At 70.2% G+C, this 19275-nt stretch carries 21 protein-coding genes; 15 read left to right on the top strand and 6 right to left on the bottom strand.

The annotated features are described in order from the left end of the window. The first annotated feature begins 84 nt into the window (after window positions 1-84). Window positions 85-1158 (top strand): ATP-binding protein, encoded by a 1074-nt coding sequence (locus ACZ5KV_RS03100; protein ID WP_464240879.1) that lies wholly within the window; start codon window positions 85-87, stop codon window positions 1156-1158. Between the two features lie 103 nt (window positions 1159-1261). Here ACZ5KV_RS03100 and ACZ5KV_RS03095 read toward each other — a convergent pair whose 3' ends face one another. From ACZ5KV_RS03095 to upp, 5 genes are all read right to left on the bottom strand, one after another. Beyond that, a complete protein-coding gene (locus ACZ5KV_RS03095; protein ID WP_464240878.1) occupies window positions 1262-3139 on the bottom strand; it encodes a bifunctional homocysteine S-methyltransferase/methylenetetrahydrofolate reductase in 1878 nt (625 codons plus the stop codon). 79 nt (window positions 3140-3218) lie between these two features. Continuing rightward, entirely contained in the window at window positions 3219-3701 is a 483-nt protein-coding gene (locus ACZ5KV_RS03090; protein WP_464240877.1) for a hypothetical protein, read from the bottom strand. A 26-nt stretch (window positions 3702-3727) separates the two neighbouring features. After that, the gene (locus ACZ5KV_RS03085; protein ID WP_464240876.1) at window positions 3728-4714 is read right to left on the bottom strand and encodes an NAD-dependent epimerase/dehydratase family protein; all 987 of its coding nucleotides are present in this window, start codon (window positions 4712-4714) and stop codon (window positions 3728-3730) included. Window positions 4715-4745: 31 nt separating this feature from the next. Beyond that, window positions 4746-5984 carry a uracil-xanthine permease family protein gene (locus ACZ5KV_RS03080; RefSeq protein ID WP_464240875.1) on the bottom strand — a complete coding sequence of 413 codons (1239 nt, stop codon included), beginning with the start codon at window positions 5982-5984 and terminating at the stop codon, window positions 4746-4748. Window positions 5985-6057: 73 nt separating this feature from the next. Continuing rightward, the gene (gene upp, locus ACZ5KV_RS03075) at window positions 6058-6684 is read right to left on the bottom strand and encodes a uracil phosphoribosyltransferase (protein ID WP_464240874.1); all 627 of its coding nucleotides are present in this window, start codon (window positions 6682-6684) and stop codon (window positions 6058-6060) included. A 201-nt stretch (window positions 6685-6885) separates the two neighbouring features. Here upp and ACZ5KV_RS03070 point away from each other — a divergent pair, with 201 nt between their 5' ends. From ACZ5KV_RS03070 to pal, 14 genes are all read left to right on the top strand, one after another. After that, on the top strand, window positions 6886-7443 hold the full coding sequence (locus tag ACZ5KV_RS03070) for a hypothetical protein (RefSeq protein ID WP_464240873.1): 558 nt from the start codon (window positions 6886-6888) through the stop codon (window positions 7441-7443). 17 nt (window positions 7444-7460) lie between these two features. After that, window positions 7461-7805 carry a divalent-cation tolerance protein CutA gene (cutA, locus tag ACZ5KV_RS03065; protein WP_464240872.1) on the top strand — a complete coding sequence of 115 codons (345 nt, stop codon included), beginning with the start codon at window positions 7461-7463 and terminating at the stop codon, window positions 7803-7805. 25 nt (window positions 7806-7830) lie between these two features. Continuing rightward, a complete protein-coding gene (locus ACZ5KV_RS03060) occupies window positions 7831-8775 on the top strand; it encodes a carbohydrate kinase family protein (protein ID WP_464240871.1) in 945 nt (314 codons plus the stop codon). A 60-nt stretch (window positions 8776-8835) separates the two neighbouring features. Then, a complete protein-coding gene (locus tag ACZ5KV_RS03055; RefSeq protein WP_464240870.1) occupies window positions 8836-9930 on the top strand; it encodes a phosphotransferase family protein in 1095 nt (364 codons plus the stop codon). Beyond that, window positions 9927-10547: an adenylyl-sulfate kinase gene (locus ACZ5KV_RS03050; protein WP_464240869.1), complete on the top strand. Its 621-nt coding sequence runs from the start codon at window positions 9927-9929 to the stop codon at window positions 10545-10547. Before ACZ5KV_RS03055 ends, ACZ5KV_RS03050 begins: the two co-directional genes overlap by 4 nt. A 169-nt stretch (window positions 10548-10716) precedes the next feature. Continuing rightward, window positions 10717-12147 (top strand): MiaB/RimO family radical SAM methylthiotransferase, encoded by a 1431-nt coding sequence (locus ACZ5KV_RS03045; RefSeq protein ID WP_464240868.1) that lies wholly within the window; start codon window positions 10717-10719, stop codon window positions 12145-12147. Beyond that, on the top strand, window positions 12141-12644 hold the full coding sequence (locus tag ACZ5KV_RS03040; protein WP_464240867.1) for a bifunctional nuclease family protein: 504 nt from the start codon (window positions 12141-12143) through the stop codon (window positions 12642-12644). The genes ACZ5KV_RS03045 and ACZ5KV_RS03040 overlap by 7 nt, the downstream gene beginning before the upstream one ends. 36 nt (window positions 12645-12680) lie before the next feature. Beyond that, window positions 12681-13334, top strand: coding sequence for a histidinol phosphate phosphatase domain-containing protein (locus ACZ5KV_RS03035; protein ID WP_464240866.1), 654 nt, complete (start codon window positions 12681-12683; stop codon window positions 13332-13334). A gap of 11 nt (window positions 13335-13345) precedes the next feature. Next, a complete protein-coding gene (locus tag ACZ5KV_RS03030; RefSeq protein ID WP_464240865.1) occupies window positions 13346-14101 on the top strand; it encodes an SIR2 family NAD-dependent protein deacylase in 756 nt (251 codons plus the stop codon). Window positions 14102-14202: 101 nt separating this feature from the next. Further along, window positions 14203-14901, top strand: coding sequence for a MotA/TolQ/ExbB proton channel family protein (locus tag ACZ5KV_RS03025; RefSeq protein ID WP_464240864.1), 699 nt, complete (start codon window positions 14203-14205; stop codon window positions 14899-14901). Between the two features lie 18 nt (window positions 14902-14919). Then, the gene (locus ACZ5KV_RS03020) at window positions 14920-15354 is read left to right on the top strand and encodes an ExbD/TolR family protein (RefSeq protein WP_464240863.1); all 435 of its coding nucleotides are present in this window, start codon (window positions 14920-14922) and stop codon (window positions 15352-15354) included. A 38-nt stretch (window positions 15355-15392) separates the two neighbouring features. Beyond that, complete coding sequence (gene tolA, locus ACZ5KV_RS03015) at window positions 15393-16250, top strand: cell envelope integrity protein TolA (protein WP_464240862.1); 858 nt, start codon at window positions 15393-15395, stop codon at window positions 16248-16250. A gap of 2 nt (window positions 16251-16252) precedes the next feature. Then, window positions 16253-17575: a translocation protein TolB gene (locus ACZ5KV_RS03010; RefSeq protein ID WP_464240861.1), complete on the top strand. Its 1323-nt coding sequence runs from the start codon at window positions 16253-16255 to the stop codon at window positions 17573-17575. A gap of 179 nt (window positions 17576-17754) precedes the next feature. Beyond that, window positions 17755-18273, top strand: a complete 519-nt coding sequence (pal, locus tag ACZ5KV_RS03005; protein ID WP_464240860.1) for a peptidoglycan-associated lipoprotein Pal — start codon at window positions 17755-17757, stop codon at window positions 18271-18273. A 435-nt stretch (window positions 18274-18708) separates the two neighbouring features. Here the strand turns inward: pal and ACZ5KV_RS03000 are convergent, their stop codons facing one another. After that, window positions 18709-19227 carry a phosphatidylglycerophosphatase A family protein gene (locus ACZ5KV_RS03000; protein ID WP_464240859.1) on the bottom strand — a complete coding sequence of 173 codons (519 nt, stop codon included), beginning with the start codon at window positions 19225-19227 and terminating at the stop codon, window positions 18709-18711. Window positions 19228-19275 lie beyond the last annotated feature (48 nt).

Here is a 19275-nt window from a genome sequence, read left to right as displayed (position 1 = left end):
TGTCAGAATTCTTGTGGCTACTGTACCGTAGCCAAAATAGTCATGAAAACCGGGATAAAACAGGATGAGAATTGATGGTATGTAATGGGAAAGCTATTTGGTGAGTACATTCGTACGCGGCGTGAGGCGCTGCTGCAGGGGGATGCACGGTTTTCCATTCGCAAGGTGGCCGACCGCATCCGGGTCCATCACTCGTATCTGAGCAAGATCGAGCGGGGCGAGCCGGGCTCCCTGTCCGAAAAGAAGGTCGTGGCCCTGGCCTGCGAGCTGGGCGAGGACCCTGATCTGCTTTTGGCCATGAACGGCAGGATATCCGAGAGCGTGTCGCGGGCGGTGGCCCGATATCCTTCGCTGTTCAGGAGCGTTGTCGAAAACCTGCGAAAACATTGCGCGGGCCAGGGCGACCCCGGGGCCGACGAGGAGGCCTGCGTGGCCATGCTCGTGCAGGTCAACCGCCTGCTGGAGGGCGGGCCGGGCTGTCTGGCGCTGCACGAGTTGCGCTCGCCCCTGGCGGGCATCGTCAGCGCGGCCGAGGCCATCCTGGCGTCGGACTCCCTGGCCCGGGAGCCCGAGGAGCTGCTGCGCGGCATGATGCACACGGCGCGCAGGCTGGTGGACAGTATCGACGATTCCCTGGTCCTGGACATGATCGAGGCCGGGCGTTACCGCCACCAGCCGGAGCCCGTGGACATGCTGGCCCTGCTGGACGATGTGTGGGCCGAGTTGCGCGCCCTGGCGGGCAGAAGGAGCATCGGCCTGCGCGTGGAACTGGACGGGCGGCCCCTGGACTGGGACCATGACCGGGGCGGCCTTCCGGCGCGCAGGCTGCTGGCCGCCGGGTCGTGGCCTTTGTGCCGCGCGGTGATAGCCAATCTGCTGCGCTGCGCCCTGGAGACCGGGCCCGAGGGCGGGGATGTCACGGTGCGCCTTGCGGGCGGCGGACAGTGCGTCCTGGAAATCCACAACGGCGGCGAGGTGCCCGAGGAGATGCGCCAGCGGTATTTCGACCGCTACGCCTCCTTCGGCACGCAGGGCGGCGTGGGCCTCAGCACCTACGCCATCCGGAGCATGGCCCGGGCCATGGGCGGCAGCGTGGCCCTGAGCACGGGGCAGGAGGAAGGCACGACCCTGAGGGTGGTTTTGCCCGGCCACGGGTAGGCTGGGCTGCGGCGGGACTGCCGCAGGAAATTTTTGCGGGCGGCGCGCCGGGATGGTGCGCCGCCCGCCGTGCTGTGCGGGTTGGCGGAGGGGGCTCGCGCGGTCAGTTTCCGGGCTGCCACAGCCCCGCCGCGCGCAGGCGCGCGGCCAGCTCCAGCGCCAGGGCGTGGCGGTTGAAGGGCGGGATGAGGTAGACCCCGGCGAAGAGCTTCCAGGCCGGTTCCAGCAGCTCCCAGGCGATGTCCGTGCCTTCGCGGGCGCCCTGGTCCCCGGCGCGGCGCATGCGCTCGCGGATGGCCTCGGGGATGGAAATGCCCGGGAATTCGTTGTGCAGGAACTCGGCGTTGCGCGCGCTGACCAGGGGCATGACTCCCAGCAGCACCGGCACGCCGAGGTCGGCGGTCAGCTCGGCGCAGCGCTCGGCGGCCTCGCGGGTGTAGACCGGCTGGGTCAGCAGGAAGCGCGCGCCGTTTTCGATTTTGCGCCGCGCGCGCTGCACCTGCAGGGCCGGGTTGCGCGTGTTGGGGTTGAAGGCCGCGCCGATGGTGAAGTTGGGCCGCAGCCGCAGGGGCTCCCCGGCGTGGTTCTCGCCCCGGTTGAAGCGCGCCAGCAGGGAAATCAACTCGAAGGAGCGCAGGTCGAAGACGCCGGTCACGGCGTCGTCCGTGCCCTGGGGCGGCGGGTCGCCGGTGACGGCGAGCACGTTGGTCAGGCCCTGGGCGGCCAGCCCCATGAGGGTGGATTGCATGCCGACCAGATTGCGGTCGCGCCCCGTGAGGTGGACCACCGTCTCCACACCCGTGGCGCGGTGGATCATGCCCGCCAGGGCCACGCCCGACAGGCGCGGCGCGGCCAGCGGGTTCTCGGCCACGGTGATGGCGTCCACCCCGGCCTGGGCCAGGGCGCGGGCGGCCTGCATGGCCGGGGCGGTGTCCAGGTGTCGGGGCGGGTCGAGCTCCACCAGCAGCAGTTTGCGCCGCCCCAGGGCTTGGCCCAGGCGGCTTTGGGGCAGGCCGGGGGCGGCTTCGGCGTCCGTCTGGGTGGCGGGGCCGGTCTGGGTGACAGTTGGCCCGCCCGCCCGGGCGGGGTCGCCTTTGGCGTCCAGCAGGCGGCGCAGGGCGGCGATGTGCGCGGGGCCCGTGCCGCAGCAGCCGCCCAGCAGCCGCGCGCCGTGGGCCGCGCATTCCAGCATGGCCTGGGCGAAGTATTCCGGCGAGCTGTCGTAGAGCAGGCGGTCGCCCGCGCGCTCGGGGTAGCCCGCGTTGGGGAACAGGGTCAGGGGCACGGGCAGGGGCCCCAGGCCGCGCAGCAGTTCCAGGGCCTTGTGCGGCCCGGCGCCGCAGTTGAAGCCCGCCGCGTCGGCCCCGGCTTCGGCCAGGGCGCGCAGGGCCCCCGCCGCGCGCGGGGCGGCCAGGGCCCCGCCCTGGGCCGGGAGCACCAGTTGGGCCACCACCGGCAGGGCGCAGGCGGCCTTGGCGGCGGCCAGGGCCGCGAGCAGGGTGTCCAGGTCGGCGAAGGTTTCCAGCAGCAGCAGATCTGCTCCGCCCTCGGCCAGGGCCGCGGCCTGGGCCGCGTAGGCCTCGGCCAGGGCTTCGGGCCCCGGGCGCTGCTCCATGCGCCCCGGGGGGCCCATGGACCCGGCCACCAGAGCCCGTCCGCCGGACAGCATCCCGCAGGAGCCGTCCGCCTGGGCCCGGGCCAGGGCCGCGCCGCGCAGGTTGATCTCGCGGGCCTTGTCCGCCAGGGCGAAACCCGCCAGCTTGAAGGCGTTGGCGCCGAAGGTGTTGGTCTCGACGACCTCGGCCCCGGCGGCCAGATATTCGGCGTGGACCTCGGCCACCAGTTCGGGCCGGGTCAGGTTCAGGGCATCGAAGCAGGCTCCGGCGCCCACGCCTTTTTCGTGCAGCCGCGAGCCCATGGCGCCGTCGGCCAGCACCACGCGCGCGGCGAGGGTATCGATCAGGGATATGGTCCGGGACATGGGACTGTGGCGCTCCTTTGGCCGCCCAGTGTGGCCGCGCGGCGCGGGGCTGTCAACGCCGCAGGGGCGCCGGGCGGGCTTACCGGGCCGGGGCGGGGCGCCACGTGCCGTCGCCCTGGCCCAGGGCCGTGAGGCGGACCGTGGCCGGGGCCGCGCCCTTGGCGGCGTCCCCGGGCGCGGCGCTGACGACGAGGGTCCGCCGCAGGCCCTCGGGGGTCTGCTTGGCCTCGGGCACGCCCTGGGCCGAGATTTCCCACTGGACCTGGGTCTCGAAATTGAGCCAGCGGCGGCTTAGGCCGCCGGGCAGTTCCTCGAAGGCCAGTTCCAGTTCCTCCAGGTCCGAGTCGCCCGCCAGGGGCGCCAGGGGGCCGAGCCAGGCCGCGCGTTCCTCGCCCGCCAGCCCGCCCATGGGCGCGGGCGCCTCGCCGGAGCCGAAGCCCTCGGTCAGCGTGCCCAGAAAGCGCCCGGTGGACATGCAGCCCCCCAGGGGCAGGGCCGCCGCCAGGGTCAGCAGCAGGAGCAGGGTCAGGGCTCGGGCTTGGGTGGGAATCCTCGTCCGCATGGTTTCTCCGTCGCGGGGCGGCCCGCTCAATCCACGTATTTGTCCAGGCAGTCGCGGTAGTAGCCGAAGGTGGCGGCCAGCCCCTGGTCGATGCCCACCCGGGGCTTCCAGCCCAGGGCGGCGCCGATCTTGGTCGCGTCGCCGTAGAAGTCGCCGATGTCGATGCGCTTCTTCTCCTCGGGCCAGGGCACCAGCCGGTAGGAGCCGCTGCCCGCGATGCGGATCATGCGTTCGGTCAGGTCCTTGAGGCTCACGGGTTCGTCGCCCGCCAGATTGTAGACCTCGCCCACGGCCTCGTCGCGCTGTCCGGCCAGCAGGATGGCGTCCACCACGTCGTCCACGTAGTTCATGTCCCGGCGCTGGGCGCCGTCGCCGAAGATCTGGATTTCGCGGCCTTCGAGCACGAGGCGGATGAACCAGCCCAGGAAGCCCTGGCGGTTGTGGCGCAAAAGCTGGCGCGGGCCGTAGGTGTTGGTCAGGCGCAGCACCGTGGCCGGGATGCCGTACACGCGGTGGTAGAGCAGGTGGTACCACTCCCCGGCGATGCAGTTGATGCCGTTCACGTCCACGGGGTCCAGGGGGTGGTTTTCATCCACGGGCATGTAGCGCGGGCGGCCGTATATCTGGCGGGTGCTGGTCAGCACCACGCGGGCGGCCGGGTTCACGTGGCGGCAGGCCTCCAGCACGCCGAGCTGGGCCTTGGCGTTGATCTCCAGGTCCGTCACCGGGTCGAGCATGGAGTCGATGTGGCTGACCTGCCCGGCGAGGTTGAAGATGACCTCCTGCCCGCGCACGAGGTAGCGCATGGAGACCTGATCGCGCACGTCGGAGATGTTCAGGCGCACGTCGTCGGCCACGGGGGCGATGTTGTGCAGGTTGCCGCCGTAGGCCTCGAACATGGAATCGACGATGGTCACCCGGGCCCCGGCGCGCACCAGCCGGATGGCCAGATTGGAGCCGATGAAACCGCAGCCGCCGGTGACGAGCACCGCCTTGCCCTTGTAGAAGTCCATTGCTGCTCCGTGTCGCATTGCGCCTGGGGCGCTATTTGGCGGCCCGCCCGGCGGGCAGCGCGAGGTTGAGCGCCACGCCCACGATGCCCGACAGGCCGATGCCCGCCAGGGTCACCTCGCCGATGTTGAAGCTCATGCCGCCGATGCCGAAGACCAGGATCACGGCCACGATGGCCAGATTGCGCGGCTGCATGAGGTCCTCGCCCGCGCGGACCAGGGTGTTCATGCCGACCACGGTGATGGCGCCGAAGAGCAGGATCATGATGCCGCCCATGACCGGGGAGGGGATGGTGCCGAGCAGGGCGCCGAGCTTGCCCACGAAGGCCAGGGCGATGGCCGTGATGGCCGCCCAGGTCATGATCGCGGGGTTGTAGACCTTGGTCAGGGCCACGGCGCCGGTGACCTCGGAGTAGGTCGTGTTCGGCGGGCCGCCCAGGCAGGAGGCCAGGGTCGTGGCCAGGCCGTCGCCGAGCATGGTTCGGTGGATGCCGGGGTCTTTCACGTAGTCGCGTCCGGTGATGGAGCCGATGGCCAGCACGTCGCCGAAGTGCTCGATGGCCGGGGCGATGGCCACGGGCACGATGAACAGGATGGCCTCCCAGTTCAGCTCGGGCAGGGTGAAGGCCGGGATGGTCAGCCACGGGGCGGCGCCCACGGCGTCGAAATGCACGATGCCCATGGCCAGGCTCACGGCGTAACCCGCCGCGATGCCGCACAGGATGGGCACCAGCCGCACGAAGCCCCGGCCCAGCAGGGAGGCCAGGATGGTCGCCGCCAGGGCCGTGAGGGAGACCATCAGGGCCACGTCGCGCGGGAAGAGGTCCGCCGAGCCGTCGCCGGTTTTGCCCACGGCCATGAACACGGCGACCTTGGCCAGGATGAGCCCGATGACCATGATCACCGGCCCGGTGACCACGGGCGGCAGCACGCGGTGCAGGATGCCCGCGCCGCGCAGCCTGATGAGCGCGGCCAGGGCCACGTAGAGCAGGCCCGCGGCCGCCAGCCCGCTCATGGTCGCCGGGATGCCCCAGGTCTGCACGCCGTAGATGATCGGCGCGATGAAGGCGAAGGACGAGGCCAGGAACACCGGCACCTTGCCCCGGGTGATGGCCTGGAAGAGCAGCGTGCCCGCACCGGCGGTGAACAGGGCCACGTTGGGGTCCAGGCCCGTGAGCAGGGGCACGAGCACCAGGGCCCCGAAGGCCACGAAGAGCATCTGGGCGCCAAGCAGGCTGTCCTTGAGCCGGAACGAGTAGTCGCTGGTGGCCATGGCCGTCGCCTCTCCTTGCAGAAGGTTGTGGGGCTTGTGGTTCAAAAAAAGGCGGGGCAGGCCCCGCCTTGGTCTACTTGGTGCCGAAAATCTTGTCTCCCGCGTCGCCCAGGCCCGGCAGGATGTAGCCCACGTCGTTCAGCCGCTCGTCCACTGCGGCGGTGTACACGTCCACGTCGGGGTGGGCGTCCTCCAGGCGGCGCAGGCCCTCGGGCGCCGCCACCAGGAACAGGCCCCGGATGGACTTGCACCCGGCCTGCTTGAGCAGGTCGATGGTGGCGATGAGCGTGCCGCCCGTGGCGAGCATGGGGTCCAGGATCAGCGCCATGCGCTTGTCGATCTGGTTGGCCAGCTTCACGTAGTACTGCACGGGCTTCAGGGTTTCCTCGTTGCGGTAGAAGCCGACCACGCTGGTCTTGGCGCCGGGCACCATGTCCAGCACGCCGTCGAGCATGCCCAGGCCCGCGCGCAGGATGGGCACCACCGTCAGGGTCTTGCCCTCGATGTTGTCCACCACCACGTCGCCCGCCCAGCCTTTGACGGTTTTCTTCTCGGTCTTCAGGTCCTTGGTGGCCTCGTAGGTCAGCAGGCGGGCGATCTCGTTGGCGAGCTGGCGGAAGTCCTTGGTGGACAGGCCGTCCTGGCGCAGCAGGCCGAGCTTGTGCCGAACCAGCGGGTGGTCCACGACGTGCAGGGGCATGGTGTCTCCGTTTGGGTGAAGGGTGCGGCGGTGACGGAACCGGGGCAAATCCCCAACCGCCTAACTCCGTTGGCGCCCCGAGGTCAACCCCTTTGGCGCGCGGCGCGGCCACTGGCCCGGCGGGCGAAAGCGGTTTGCTTTTGCCGCCGGTGCTGATACCGTCTGCCTTGCGCCGCGCTTGGCGCGAAAGGAGCAGGTATCATGCCGCTGGCAGACCGTATCCGGCGCGCGAGGGGCGCCCTGTTGACGGGGCTGGCCGTTCTGGCGCTGCCCCTGGGGCTGGCCCTGGCCCAGGGCGGGCCGGTGCCGGCCGGGCCGGAGCTGTTCCAGGAGCGTTGCACCGTCTGCCACGGGCCCGAGCCGGTCTGCGCCAGGCTCGGCCGGATGGACCGCCCCGGCTGGGACTGGACGGTGAACGAAATGCACCGTGGCGGCGCGCGACTGGGCGTGGACGAAAAGCGCATCCTGGTGGACTGGCTGGCGGCCCTGGCCCCGGGCAGCCCGCCGGTGTGCCCGGCGCCCGAGGCCGCCCCGCCCGCCGAGGCCCACGACGGGCAGACCCTGGTCATGACCCGCTGCACGCGCTGCCACGACACGGTGCGCCTGTGCCGGAGCCTGCGCGCCAAGGGCAAGGACGCCTGGGACATGGCCGTGACGCACATGATGCTGCGCGGGGCTCAGGTGGACCCGCAGGAGAAGGCCCTCATCGTCGAATATCTTTTCACCCTCCCGGCGGGCGCAAGGCCGGTCTGCCCCTAGCCGGGCCGGAGGCAAGGATGGCGAGTACGGACGGCGACGCCCGCATCGTGTACATGACCGCGCCCGGCGCCGACGAGGCCGCGCGCATCGGCCGCCTGCTGGTGGAGCGGCGGCTGGCCGCCTGCGTCAACATCCTGGGGCCCATCCGCTCCATCTATTCCTGGCAGGGCGCCATTCACGACGAGGCCGAGACGGCCTTCATCGCCAAGACCTGGGCCGATCGCCTGGAGGCCTTGACGCGCACCGTGCGCGAGGTTCATCCCTACGACGTGCCCTGCATCGTGGCCCTGCCCGCGGCGGGCGGCAGCGCCCCGTTCCTGGATTGGATTCACGAACAGACCCGGCCGTTCATGACGGCCTGAAACCCGAAAAGGAGTCCTTACGCCCATGCAGCTTCTCGTCTCCGGCTCCCTGGCCTTCGACTTCATCATGAGCTTCCCCGGCAAATTCGGCGACCATATCCTGGCCGACAAGATCCATATCCTCAACGTCTGTTTCGTGGGCAACGGGCTGACCGAGCGCTTCGGCGGCACGGCGGGCAACATCGCCTACAACCTGGCCCTGCTGGGCGAGCGCCCGCGCATCCTCTCCGCCGCCGGCAAGGACTTCGACCGCTACCAGGAGCGCCTGACCGCCCTGGGGCTGGACCTCTCGGCCGTGTGCCGCGTGGCCGATGAACTGACGGCCAACTGCCACATCACCACCGACATGGCCGACAACCAGATCACCTGCTTCAACCCCGGGGCCATGGGCACGCGCTGCGGCTTCGACGCCGCCGGGGTGGACCCGGCCCGCGCCCTGGCCATCGTCTCCCCGGGCAACCTCGAAGACATGGTCGCCCTGCCCGCGCTCTACAAGCAAAAGGGCATCCCCTACATTTTCGATCCCGGGCAGAACATCACGGCCCTGTCCGGCGAGGCCATGCTCGGCTGCATCGACGGGGCCCTGGCCCTGGTGTCCAACGACTACGAGCTGGAGCTGATCATGAAGGCCACGGGCCGGTCCCTGGCCGACCTGCTGGGCCTGACCGCCAACGTCATCACCACCCTGGGCGAGAAGGGCTCGCGCATCCACGCGGCGGACGGCACGGTTGTCGAGGTGCCCGCCGTGAGCGTGGCCCGCGTGGCCGACCCCACGGGCGCGGGCGACGCCTTCCGCGCCGGGCTGCTCAAGGGCCTGGCCCTGGGGCTGGCCCTGCCCGAGGCCGCGCGCCTGGGCGCCGTGTGCGCCAAATGGGCCGTGGAGAACCTGGGCACCCAGGAGCATACCTTCACCCGGGACGAATTCTGGGCGGTGTACGAACGTCACTTCGGCCCGGCTCCGGCGCGCTGACGCCCGAAGCACCGGGAGCCCCGGCGCCGCATTCGTGCCCACGGCACAAGGAGGCTGGCGATGGTCGAACTCAAGCGCGAGAGCGTGGAACGCTACCTGGGCGAGGCCCTGGGCGGCACGGTGCGCGTCACGGCCATGGGCGCCGTGGGCTCCCTGGACGAGCAGGGCATCAAGGACTTCGGCTACGGCCGCCCGGTGCGTGTGCGCTGGGAGCGCGGCGGCAAGGTCGGCGAGGCCGTCCTTTCGCTCATGCGCGGTGACCGTTACGGCCACCAGGATTACTGGGACCGCGCCCGGGTGGCCATCTTCCAGTTCGAGACCGGCGCGCGCATGGAGCGCCACGTCCGGCCCCTGGGCATGGGCTATGTGGACGGCTCGGGGCGGCTGGTGCCCGTGCGCGCCGCCCGCGAGTTCTTCATCGTCAACGAGATGCTCCCGGGGTCGGACTATTTCCTGGAACTGGAGCGCATCCGCAAGGAAGGGCTCACGGAGCACGACCTGGAGCTGGCGCGCGAGTTCGGGCGCTGGCTGGCGCGGGTGCATGCCACCCGGACCGACGAGCCCGACCGCTACATCCGCCACGTGCGCAACCTCATCGGCGACTGCGAGTGCATCTTCGGTATCGTGGACGGCTACCCGCACCCTTACGACGCCTTCCCGCCCGAGCGTTTCAAGGCGCTGGAAAAGCGGCTCATCGACTGGCGCTGGAAGCTGCGCGGCTACACGCACCGTCTGGCCGAGGTCCATGGCGACTTCCACCCCTGGAACGTGCTGGTGACCCGCGAGGCCACGGGCCGCTTCGAGTTCCGCGTGCTGGACCGCAGCCGGGGCGTGTGGGGCGAGCCTGCGGGCGACGTGGCGACCATGGCCCTGAACTACGCGCTGTTCGGCCTGCTGGGCGGGCGGCCCCGGCTGGAGGGCGCCTTCCTCGAACTGTACCTGGCGCTGTGGCGCGAGTGGCTGGAGCGCACGGGCGACCGGGAAGCCCTGGAGGTCGTGGCGCCGTTCTTCGTGTTCCGGGGGCTTGTGATCGCCTCGCCGCAGTGGTACCCACGCCACACGCCCGAGGTGCGCGCCGCGCTGCTGCGCTTCGTGGAAAACGTGCTGGAGGACGGCAAATTCGACTACGCGGACTTCAACCACTACCTGCGATGACTCCCGCCGGGGCCACGGAAGGCGACGGAACCGGCAAGGCCGCCGGGCCGGGTTGGGCCGTGTGGGTCGTGGGGCTGCCGGGGTCGGGCAAGTCGGCCCTGGCGCGCGGGTTGGCCCGGGCCCTGGCCGAAGAGGGCCGCGACGTGGCGCTGCTGCAAATGGACGCCCGGCGCAAGGCCTACTTTCCGAACCCGCAATACACCGCCGCCGAGCGCGAGCAGGCCTACCGCCTGTTCGCCGAGGAGGCCGCCGCCCTGGTCGCCGCCGGGCGTGGGGTGCTTATGGACGGCGCGGCGTATCGCACGGCGTTCCGGGAATATGCCCGCTCGCTCATCCCGCGCTTCGCCGAGATCCACGTGCGCTGCCGCCTGGAAACGGCCATGGCTCGCGAGGCCAAACGGCCCGAGGGGCTGGTCATGGCCGGGCTGTACGCCAAGGCGTTGGAGCGCCGGGAGACGGGGCGCGAGTTCCCGGACCTGGGCGAGGTGGTGGGCGTGGACGTGCCCTTCGAGGAAAACCCGCGCGCCGAACTGGCCATAACCAACGACGACATCCCCAAGGACGAAACCCGCCGCCGCGCGCTGATCTGGCTGCGCGGCTGGCTGGCGGACAGTTGAAAAATAAAAATCCGCAGACCGTTCAAAACGACGAGAAGCAGGAAAGCGGAAAAATCCAGGATACGCGGTGTGTTGCGCAGACGGAACCGGCCTGGTTTTTTTCGCTGACACGGCGGATCGCCGTCTGGAACGGGCTGTCAGCCGGTGCCCCGGGCGCCGAAATGAGCCCATGACCCTGGAAAACAAGACATTTCATATCCTGACCTTCGGCTGCCAGATGAACGTGCACGATTCGGACTGGCTGGGCCGGGCCCTGACGGCCCACGGCTGGACCCGCGCCCCCGAGGACCGCGCCCGGGTGGTCGTGGTCAACACCTGCTCGGTGCGCGAGAAGCCCGAGCGCAAGGTCTACAGCCTGCTGGGGCGCCTCGCGGGCCTGGGCGCCGACGTGCCCGGGCGCTTTCTGGCCGTGGGCGGCTGCGTGGCCCAGCAGGTGGGGCGCGGGTTCTTCGAGCGCTTCCCCCAGGTGCGCCTGGTGTTCGGCACGGACCAGACCGCGCGCGTGCCCCGGGCCCTGGACGATCTGGCCTCCGGCGTCGAGGCCGGACCCCTGGCCCTGCTGGATTTCGAGTCCGCGTTCCTGCCCCGGGCGCTGCATCTGCCCGCGCCGGGCGCACCGGACTCCCCCGGCCCAGAGGGCGGGGCCGCCGCCGCAGAGCAGCCCGACGGCCAGACCCTGGCCCGTCCCGGGCAGGCATTCGTCAGCATCATGCAGGGCTGCGACAATTTTTGCGCCTACTGCATCGTGCCCTATGTGCGCGGGCGCCAGAAGTCGCGCCCGGCGCCCGAGGTTCTGGCCGAGGTCCGCGCCCTGGCCGAACGCGGCGTGCGCGAGGTGACCCTGCTCGGGCAGAACGTCAACAGCTACGGGCTGGACCGCCACGGCGACGGCACGGGCTTCGCGGCGCTGCTGCGCCATGTCTGCGCCGTGGACGGCGTGACCCGCGTGCGTTTCACCACCTCGCACCCCAAGGACCTGGCCCCGGAGGTCATCGAAGCCTTCGGCACCTTGCCGCAGCTCTGCCCCGCGCTGCATTTGCCCCTTCAGGCCGGTTCCGATAGGATACTTGCCAGCATGGGCCGCCGCTACGACATGCGCCGCTACCTGGACCTCGTGGCGGCCCTGCGCGCGGCCCGGCCGGACATCGCCCTGACCACCGACCTCATGGTCGGCTTTCCGGGCGAAACCGAGGACGACTTCCGGCAGACCCTGGAGGCCATGCGCGCCGTGGGCTACGAGTCGAGCTTCTCCTTCGCCTACTCCGACCGCCCGGGCACGCGCTCGGTGGACATGGCGCCCAAGGTCCCCCGGGGCGAGATGCTGGACCGTCTGGCACGGCTCCAGGCCCTTCAGGAGGAGTTGACGGCCCGGGCCCTGGCCGCCCGGGTGGGCGCGCGGGCCGTGGTGCTGCTGGAGGCCGAAAGCAGGCGCCAGGACGGCCGGGGCCCCGTGGCCTGGCGCGGGCGCGACGAAGGCGGGCGCGTGGTCAACGTGCCCCTGGGCGGCCCCGGCGGGCGGCCCGGGCAGCTCCTGGACGTGGCGATAGTGCAGGCCAAGAAGCATTCCCTGCGGGGAGAGGCGGTGGGTGAGCCATGGTAGAAATGAAGGTGTACGGCCTGGCCTTGGACGAGGCCTCCAACGTGCCTGTCCTGGTGCTCAAGGACATGGGCGAGGAGGTGACCCTGCCCATCTGGATCGGGGCCATGGAGGCCATGGCCATTTCGCTGGTGCTGAACAACGTGTCCCTGCCCCGGCCCATGACCCACGACCTGCTGGTCAGCCTGACCGGGCTTCTGGGCGCCACGGTGACGCGGGTGGAGGTCACCCGGCTGGAGGCCGGGACCTATTACGCCGAGGTGGAGCTGGACCAGGGCGGCACCCTGCGCCGTCTGGACGCCCGGCCCTCGGACGCCGTGGCCCTGGCCCTGCGCGCCAAGTGTCCCATCTTCGTGGCCCGGGCCGTGCTCGACGACGTGGCCCGCGACGCGGAGGCCTCCGCCGCCGGGGCCAGCCCCGTGCTCAAGACCGAGGAAGCCTCCAAGTGGAACGATCTGCTGGAGAAATTTTCCGGCAAGGACAGCAAGTACAAGATGTAGCGCCCGGCGCCGCCGGAACGGGGGGACAGCCTTTTCATGATCGACCTGCACACGCACACGACATTTTCCGACGGCGTGCTCATTCCGGCGGAGTTGGCCCGGCGGGCCCGGGTGGCGGGCTACGCGGCCCTGGCCATGACCGACCATGCCGACCACTCCAACATCGAGACCGTGATTTCCGGCGTGCGCCGCGTCACCGATCTGTACTCGCCCTATGCGGGCATCGACCTGTTCTGCGGGGTGGAGCTGACGCACGTGCCCCCGGCGCTCATCGCGCCGCTCGCGGCCCGGGCCCGCGAACTGGGCGCGCAGATCGTGGTCGTGCACGGCGAAACGCCCGTGGAGCCCGTGGAGCGCGGCACGAACCTCGCGGCCATCGAGGCCGGGGTGGACGTGCTGGCCCACCCGGGGCTGATCACCCCCGAGGAGGCGGCCCTGGCCGCCGAGCGCGGCGTGGCCCTGGAAATCACCACCCGCAAGGGCCACAGCCTGACCAACGGCCACGTGGCGGCCCTGGCCCGGGCCCACGGCGCGGCCCTGGTCATCAACAACGACGCCCACGAGCCGGGCGACCTCGTGTCCGCCGAGCGGCGCCGGGCGGTCGGCCTGGGGGCCGGGCTGTCGGCGGAGGAGCTTCTGCGGGCCGAGGCCAACTCGCGGGCCATCATCCAACGGATCATGGTCCGCTGAGGCGGGCGCCCATGAGCGAACCCTGGCGCACACAGTGCGGGCGGGCGGCGGCGCTGCTGCGGGCGGCGCGCCGGGCCGTGGCCTTCACCGGCGCGGGTATTTCCGTGCCCAGCGGCATCCCGGACTTTCGCAGCCCCGGCGGGCTGTGGTCGCGCTTCGACCCCATGGCCGTGGCCTCGGTGCAGGCGCTGGCGGCCAACCCCGTGGGCGTGTGGGAATTTTTGCTCGACGCCGTGCGCCTGTTCCACCGCGCCGAACCCAACCCGGCCCACAGGGCCCTGGCGGCCCTGGAGGCCGACGGCCTGCTGGCCGGAGTGGTGACCCAGAACATCGACGGCCTGCATCAGCGCGCGGGCTCGCGGCGGGTGGTGGAGTTCCACGGCAGCGCGGGCGCGTGGCGCTGCCACCGCTGCGGCCTGCCGCACGACCACGCGAGCTACCACGAACTGACCCGCGCCGACCTGCCCGTAACCTGCCCCTGCGGCGGGCTGGTGCGCCCCGAGGTGGTCTTTTTCGGCGAGGCCATCCCGGAGCGGGCCGTGGACGGGGCTCAAGAGCTACTGGACGGAGCCGACCTGGTCCTGATAGTGGGCACTTCGGGCGACGTGGCCCCGGCCAGCGCCATCCCCTGGCGCGTGAAGCGCGCGGGCGGGACGATCCTGGAGGTCAACCTCGGGCCCACGGCCTACGCGGAGTTGTCGGACCTCCGCCTGGACGCCCCCGCCGAAAGGGTGCTGCCCCTGCTTTATGAACTTGCAAAATGCTGATATGCCCCCCGTGATGCGGGCGGGAACCGCCGCCGCGCGGGAGTGGACTGTCTCGAACCCGGGCCGCCTTCGGGCGGCATGACCCAAGGGGTTGAACGACCATGGAAACGATGCCTCAGATGGGTGTGATGGCCCTGCTGGCCGGAGCCACCCTGACCGTGAAATTCGTGCTCGGTGTGCTGGTGCTCATGTCCGTGACGAGCTGGAGCATGATCCTGTACAAGTTCTTCGCCCTGTCGGCCGCGCGCAAGACCGCCGCCCAGGACCTGCTGGCCTTCCAGGGCGCGCGGACCCTGGACGAGGGCATGCGCGTGCTGGCCTCGCACCGCAGCTCGCCGCTGTACCGCGCGGGCACCATGGCCGTGAACGAGCTGCGCCGTCTGGACCAGTCCGGCCTGCTGCACACCGCGTCCATGAAGGTGGTCATGGGCAACCTCGACCGCGCCCTGCGCCAGGGCGTGGGCGCGCAGATGAAGGAGCTGACCCGCTCCCTGGCCTTTTTGGCCACCTGCGGCAGCTCCGCCCCGTTCATCGGCCTGTTCGGCACGGTCTGGGGCATCATGCATTCCTTCCACTCCATAGCGAACATGAAGACCGCCGCCCTGGCCGCCGTGGCCCCGGGCATTTCCGAGGCGCTCATCGCCACCGCCGTGGGTCTGGCCGTGGCCATCCCCGCGTCCATCGCCTACAACTCCTTCCTGGGCATGCTCTCGGGCATCGAAACCGAACTCAACGGTTTCGCCGGGGCCTTCATGAACACCGTCCAGCGCGAGATGTCCGCCCCGGTCAAGGGCGAGTAGCCCGCAAGGAGTTCCGCCATGGGTATGAGTTCCGGCAGAAACGGATTCATGGCCGAGATCAACGTCACGCCCTTCGTGGACGTGATGCTCGTGCTGCTCATCATCTTCATGGTCACCGCGCCGCTGATGACCCAGGGCCTGGAGGTCGAGCTGCCCCAGACCAAGACCGTCAGCACCCTGCCTCAGGACAAGGACCACATGGTGCTCACCGTGCGGCGCGACGGCAGCGTGTATCTCGACGAATACGCCGTGCCCGCGGGCGAGCTGGAAGGGCACCTGAAGCGGCTGGTCGCGGCGGAGCGCAAGTTCCTCTACCTGCGCGCCGACCGCGAGGTGCCTTATGGTGTCGTGGTCGCGGTCATGGGTGAAATCAAGTCCGCAGGCATCGACCAGATGGGCGTGGTCGCCGACCCCGCCGACGCACCCGCCCCCGCCCGCGGCGGCAAGAAATAGCTGCGCCCGCCCCCCGGGGCGATGTGCGTCCTGTTGCGATGCGACCGATATTCTCCTGGATACTCTCCCTGCTGCTGCATGGCGCGGTCCTGGCCTCGGGCATGTTCCTGTCCGCGCCCAGTTCCATGCACATCGACCTGGGCGTGCCGGTCTATCAGGTGGACCTGGTGAACCTGAAACCGCTCAAGGGCGCGCCCGCCAAGGCCGCCCCGGCCCCGGCGGCGCAGAAGAAGACCGTGGACGTGACCCCGCCCGCGGCGCCCAAGCCCGCTCCGGCCCCCGAGCCCAAGCCCGAGGCCAAGCCCATCGCCGCCAAGGCCGAGGAGCCCAAGCCCAAGGCCGAGGAGGCCCCGGCCAAGCCCAAGCCCGTGGAAAAGAAGCCCGAGCCCAAGCCCAAGCCGCCGGAAAAAACCAAGGAGCAGATGCTCGCCGAAGCCCTGGCCGACGCCAAGCGCGAAGCCCAGGCCAAGGCCAAGGCCGAAGCCAACGACCGCAAGGCCCTGGAAAAGAACGCCCTGGCCGACATCGCCAAGCTGGTCGCCGAGCAGGACGCCGCCATGACCGACAACCCCGCCGAGGGCCCCGGGGCGGGCGGCGAGGACGACGACGGCGTGCCCATGGGCCTGGAGGCCATCTACGCCGCGCGGGTCAAGGAAATCATCAAGAGCAACTGGCGCTTCCCGAACATTCCGGTCAAGCAGTCGCTCATCGCCAGCGTGTTCATGCGCGTGGACGAGCAGGGCCGCATCACCGAGGCCGTGCTGGCCGCGCGCTCGGGGCGCCCGGATTTCGACGAATCGGTGCTCAAGGCCGTGCAGGAGACGGAGCAACTGCCTCCGCCGCCCGGGAGCGTCCGTGAAATGCGCATCAACTTCAACCTTCAGGATATGCGATAACCATGCTGCGACGCGCTGTTGCAACTCTCGTTCTGCTGTTTGCCGCCGCCATGGCGGGCGCCCCGGCTCCGGCCCGGGGGGCGGCCCTGTCCATCGACATCTTCGGCCCCGGCCAAAGCCGGGTGAACATGGCCTTTGCCGAGCCCCTGCCCCTGGCCCCGGCCCCGGCCGTGCCCCAGGAGGCCGCGCGCTTCGCGACCCTGGTGCGCGAAAACCTGGGCTTCCTGCCCTTCCTGCACCTGGTGGCCGATTCCGAAATCCTCGGCGGCACGCGCATGCCCGGCGTGACCCGCGACGACCTCGACATGCGTCGCTTCCAGCTCTCCAAGGTCGATCTGATCATGACCACGGGCTGGCAGCCCGGGGTAGACGGCTCGCGCCTGGAATGCCGCGTGTACGAGGCTTCCTCGGGCCGTCTCGTGCTCGGCAAGGCCTACCTGCGCGTGGACGCCGACGGGCTCGTCCGCGTGGCCGACCTGTTCTGTTCCCATTTCATGGAGGCCCTTACCGGGCGCGGCGAGTTCTTCCGCTCGCGGCTGGCCTTCTCGCGCCGCGAGGGCCAGAAGCGAGAAATCTGGGTCATGACCCCCCAGGGCCGCGACATGCGCCAGGTGTCCTTCCTCGGCGGCACCAGCAGCAGCCCGGCGTGGTCCGTGGACGGCCGCTACCTCGCCTTTTCCCACCACAGCGTCTGGCAGCACACCCTGGCCGTGTGGGACTCGCAGGCCAACCGCATCTTCGAGACCAAGATCCCCGGAACGACCATCGGCGGCATGGACTTCCTGCCCGACGGTTCCCTGGCCGTGGCCATGACCCGGGGCAACATGGACATCTTCAAGATGACCCGCGACCTGACGCGCGTGAGCGACACCCTGGTCTCCCACTGGGCCATCGACGTGTCGCCGAGCTTCGACGCCGAAGGCCGCCTCATGGCCTTCACCTCCGACCGCCAGGGCAACCCGCAGATCTTCGTCAAGGACCTGCAAACCGGCCGCGAGGAGCGCGTGACCTACGAGGGCAAATACAACACCAGCCCGAGCATCTCGCCCGACGGGCGCCTTGTGGTCTATTCCCGGCGCACGCCCGAAGGCCACCGCATCTTTATTTCCGACATCCAGGCCATGCGCGAGCGTCAGCTCACCTTCGGGCCCGGCAACGACGAGGAGCCGACTTTTTCTCCCGACGGCTACTTCGTGGCCTTCTCCTCCAACCGCAGCGGCAGTTACAAGCTCTACCTGACCACCCGCCACGGCGACGAGCCCCGGATGCTCGAAACGGGCAAGGGCGCGGCAACGCATCCCGCCTTCGGGCTCAGGATCGAGTAGATCATGAAAAATGCCTTGCGGGAGTAGGCAGAAAAAAGGTTTGGCGTCCTATTGATTTCCTGCTTCGGGCGGAGTAGTGTGTTGGGCTGGTTGGAACCGCCGGTGTCTCCGGCGTTCGTGATCGAAAGGGGCGGCGTAATTTTTACATCCTTTGAACGGTTTTTTGTGAGGAGGAAACAATGCGTACGAGGTTTTTGATCGGGATGGCCATGGTTCTGGCCATGATGTTCGTGGTTTCCGGTTGTGCCAAGACCCAGAAAGACGCGGCCGAGCAGCCGCTGTCCTTCTCCACCCCCGAGCCCGCCGAGCCCGCCATGGTCGACAGCTCGGCCCTGGACGCCGAGGCCCAGAAGGCTTTCGACGCCCTGACCGCCAACAAGATCTACTTCGACTTCGACAAGTTCGACCTCAAGGACGAGAGCAAGGACGTGCTCAAGTCCAAGGCCGACATCCTGAAGAAGTACGCCGACTGGAAGATGCTTGTTGAAGGCCACTGCGACGAGCGCGGCACCGAAGAGTACAACCTGGCCCTCGGCGAGCGCCGCGCCCGCGCCGCTTACGAGTACCTGGTCGTTCTCGGCGTGCCTTCCTCCCGCCTGAAGATCGTCTCCTTCGGCGAAGAGAAGCCCGCTGTCGAGGGCACCGGCGAGGCCGCCTGGGCCAAGAACCGTCGCGACGAGTTCAAGGTCTTCAAGTAAGCCTTACCGCTCCCTGTGAGATCCGGCGCCGCGCGGGCAACCGCGCGGCGCTTTTTTTTGTCGTCTGCGGGAGGGGTTGCCCGGGCGGTGAGAGAGGGCGGGCGGGGTCTTTCCCTGCGGCGAAAAGGTCCCTGTGCACCCGGGAGCATGGGGGGGAACATTTTCGGCGCCGGGCACCCCGACCTCACTGGCCCGGCCCGGAGGATCGACGCACCCCGCGCGGGAAAGGCGGGCGGTATGGGCCGGGGCGCCGCGCGGAGGGTGCGCGCGGTGGCGCGGGGAGAATGGAACCCGGCAGGGGGCACCTCGCGGCGCGAGAGGACGGGGGGAGCGCGAGACCCCGGCCGGGGTCGTGGGCCGGGGCGGAGCCGGGCCCGTTGCGACCGGCCGTTGCCCGCAGGCGTTTTCCAGGCCGGTGCGCGGCGCGGCAGGCCGCTACATCATGCCCCGGCCCGAGTGCCCGGCCACGAAGGCCACGTAGCCCCAGCGGGCCAGCCACAGGGCGCAGGCCGCGTAGAGCCCCGCAATGGCGTCGTCGAGCATCACGCCCCAGCCTCCGGGCAGCCAGGTTTCGGCGCGGCGGATGGGGAAGGGCTTGGCAATGTCGAACAGGCGGAAAAAGAGCAGCCCGGCAAAGACCTGCCACACGGGCAGCATGGCAAAGGGCAGAAAGGTCAGCCACTGGCCGAGCACCTCGTCGATGACCACACAGCCCGGGTCCTTGCGGCCCAGGGCGGCCTCGGCCCGCCCGGCGGCCCAGGCCCCCAGCACGAAGAGCCCCGCCAGGATGCCCGCGCGCCCCCCGGGCGAGAAGGGCAGGAACAGGAAGGGCGCCAGCAGGACGGCGGCGGCGGAACCCCAGGTTCCCGGCCCCTTGGGCAGGTGACCCACGGGGCCCAGGGTGGCGATGGCGGTGGCGATGCGGTCCGTGGCGCTGGCGGCGGGTGCGGTCATGGCGTGTCCTCAGTTTATGGCGGCTTGCGGCGGCTTGCGGCGGCCGGG

The organism is Desulfocurvus thunnarius (assembly GCF_055390965.1).
This window is presented reverse-complemented; position numbering and strand designations above follow the sequence as displayed.

Coding starts and splice junctions, on each gene's coding strand:
- ACZ5KV_RS03000 (WP_464240859.1), bottom strand. CDS start 19,227: ATGACCGCACCCGCCGCCAGCGCCACGGACCGCATCGCCACCGCCATC.
- ACZ5KV_RS03085 (WP_464240876.1), bottom strand. CDS start 4,714: ATGGACTTCTACAAGGGCAAGGCGGTGCTCGTCACCGGCGGCTGCGGT.
- ACZ5KV_RS03025 (WP_464240864.1), top strand. CDS start 14,203: ATGGAAACGATGCCTCAGATGGGTGTGATGGCCCTGCTGGCCGGAGCC.
- ACZ5KV_RS03080 (WP_464240875.1), bottom strand. CDS start 5,984: ATGGCCACCAGCGACTACTCGTTCCGGCTCAAGGACAGCCTGCTTGGC.
- ACZ5KV_RS03050 (WP_464240869.1), top strand. CDS start 9,927: ATGACTCCCGCCGGGGCCACGGAAGGCGACGGAACCGGCAAGGCCGCC.
- ACZ5KV_RS03100 (WP_464240879.1), top strand. CDS start 85: ATGGGAAAGCTATTTGGTGAGTACATTCGTACGCGGCGTGAGGCGCTG.
- ACZ5KV_RS03020 (WP_464240863.1), top strand. CDS start 14,920: ATGGGTATGAGTTCCGGCAGAAACGGATTCATGGCCGAGATCAACGTC.
- ACZ5KV_RS03030 (WP_464240865.1), top strand. CDS start 13,346: ATGAGCGAACCCTGGCGCACACAGTGCGGGCGGGCGGCGGCGCTGCTG.
- ACZ5KV_RS03040 (WP_464240867.1), top strand. CDS start 12,141: ATGGTAGAAATGAAGGTGTACGGCCTGGCCTTGGACGAGGCCTCCAAC.
- ACZ5KV_RS03055 (WP_464240870.1), top strand. CDS start 8,836: ATGGTCGAACTCAAGCGCGAGAGCGTGGAACGCTACCTGGGCGAGGCC.
- ACZ5KV_RS03035 (WP_464240866.1), top strand. CDS start 12,681: ATGATCGACCTGCACACGCACACGACATTTTCCGACGGCGTGCTCATT.
- ACZ5KV_RS03060 (WP_464240871.1), top strand. CDS start 7,831: ATGCAGCTTCTCGTCTCCGGCTCCCTGGCCTTCGACTTCATCATGAGC.
- pal (WP_464240860.1), top strand. CDS start 17,755: ATGCGTACGAGGTTTTTGATCGGGATGGCCATGGTTCTGGCCATGATG.
- upp (WP_464240874.1), bottom strand. CDS start 6,684: ATGCCCCTGCACGTCGTGGACCACCCGCTGGTTCGGCACAAGCTCGGC.
- tolA (WP_464240862.1), top strand. CDS start 15,393: ATGCGACCGATATTCTCCTGGATACTCTCCCTGCTGCTGCATGGCGCG.
- ACZ5KV_RS03090 (WP_464240877.1), bottom strand. CDS start 3,701: ATGCGGACGAGGATTCCCACCCAAGCCCGAGCCCTGACCCTGCTCCTG.
- ACZ5KV_RS03010 (WP_464240861.1), top strand. CDS start 16,253: ATGCTGCGACGCGCTGTTGCAACTCTCGTTCTGCTGTTTGCCGCCGCC.
- ACZ5KV_RS03095 (WP_464240878.1), bottom strand. CDS start 3,139: ATGTCCCGGACCATATCCCTGATCGATACCCTCGCCGCGCGCGTGGTG.
- ACZ5KV_RS03045 (WP_464240868.1), top strand. CDS start 10,717: ATGACCCTGGAAAACAAGACATTTCATATCCTGACCTTCGGCTGCCAG.
- ACZ5KV_RS03070 (WP_464240873.1), top strand. CDS start 6,886: ATGCCGCTGGCAGACCGTATCCGGCGCGCGAGGGGCGCCCTGTTGACG.
- cutA (WP_464240872.1), top strand. CDS start 7,461: ATGGCGAGTACGGACGGCGACGCCCGCATCGTGTACATGACCGCGCCC.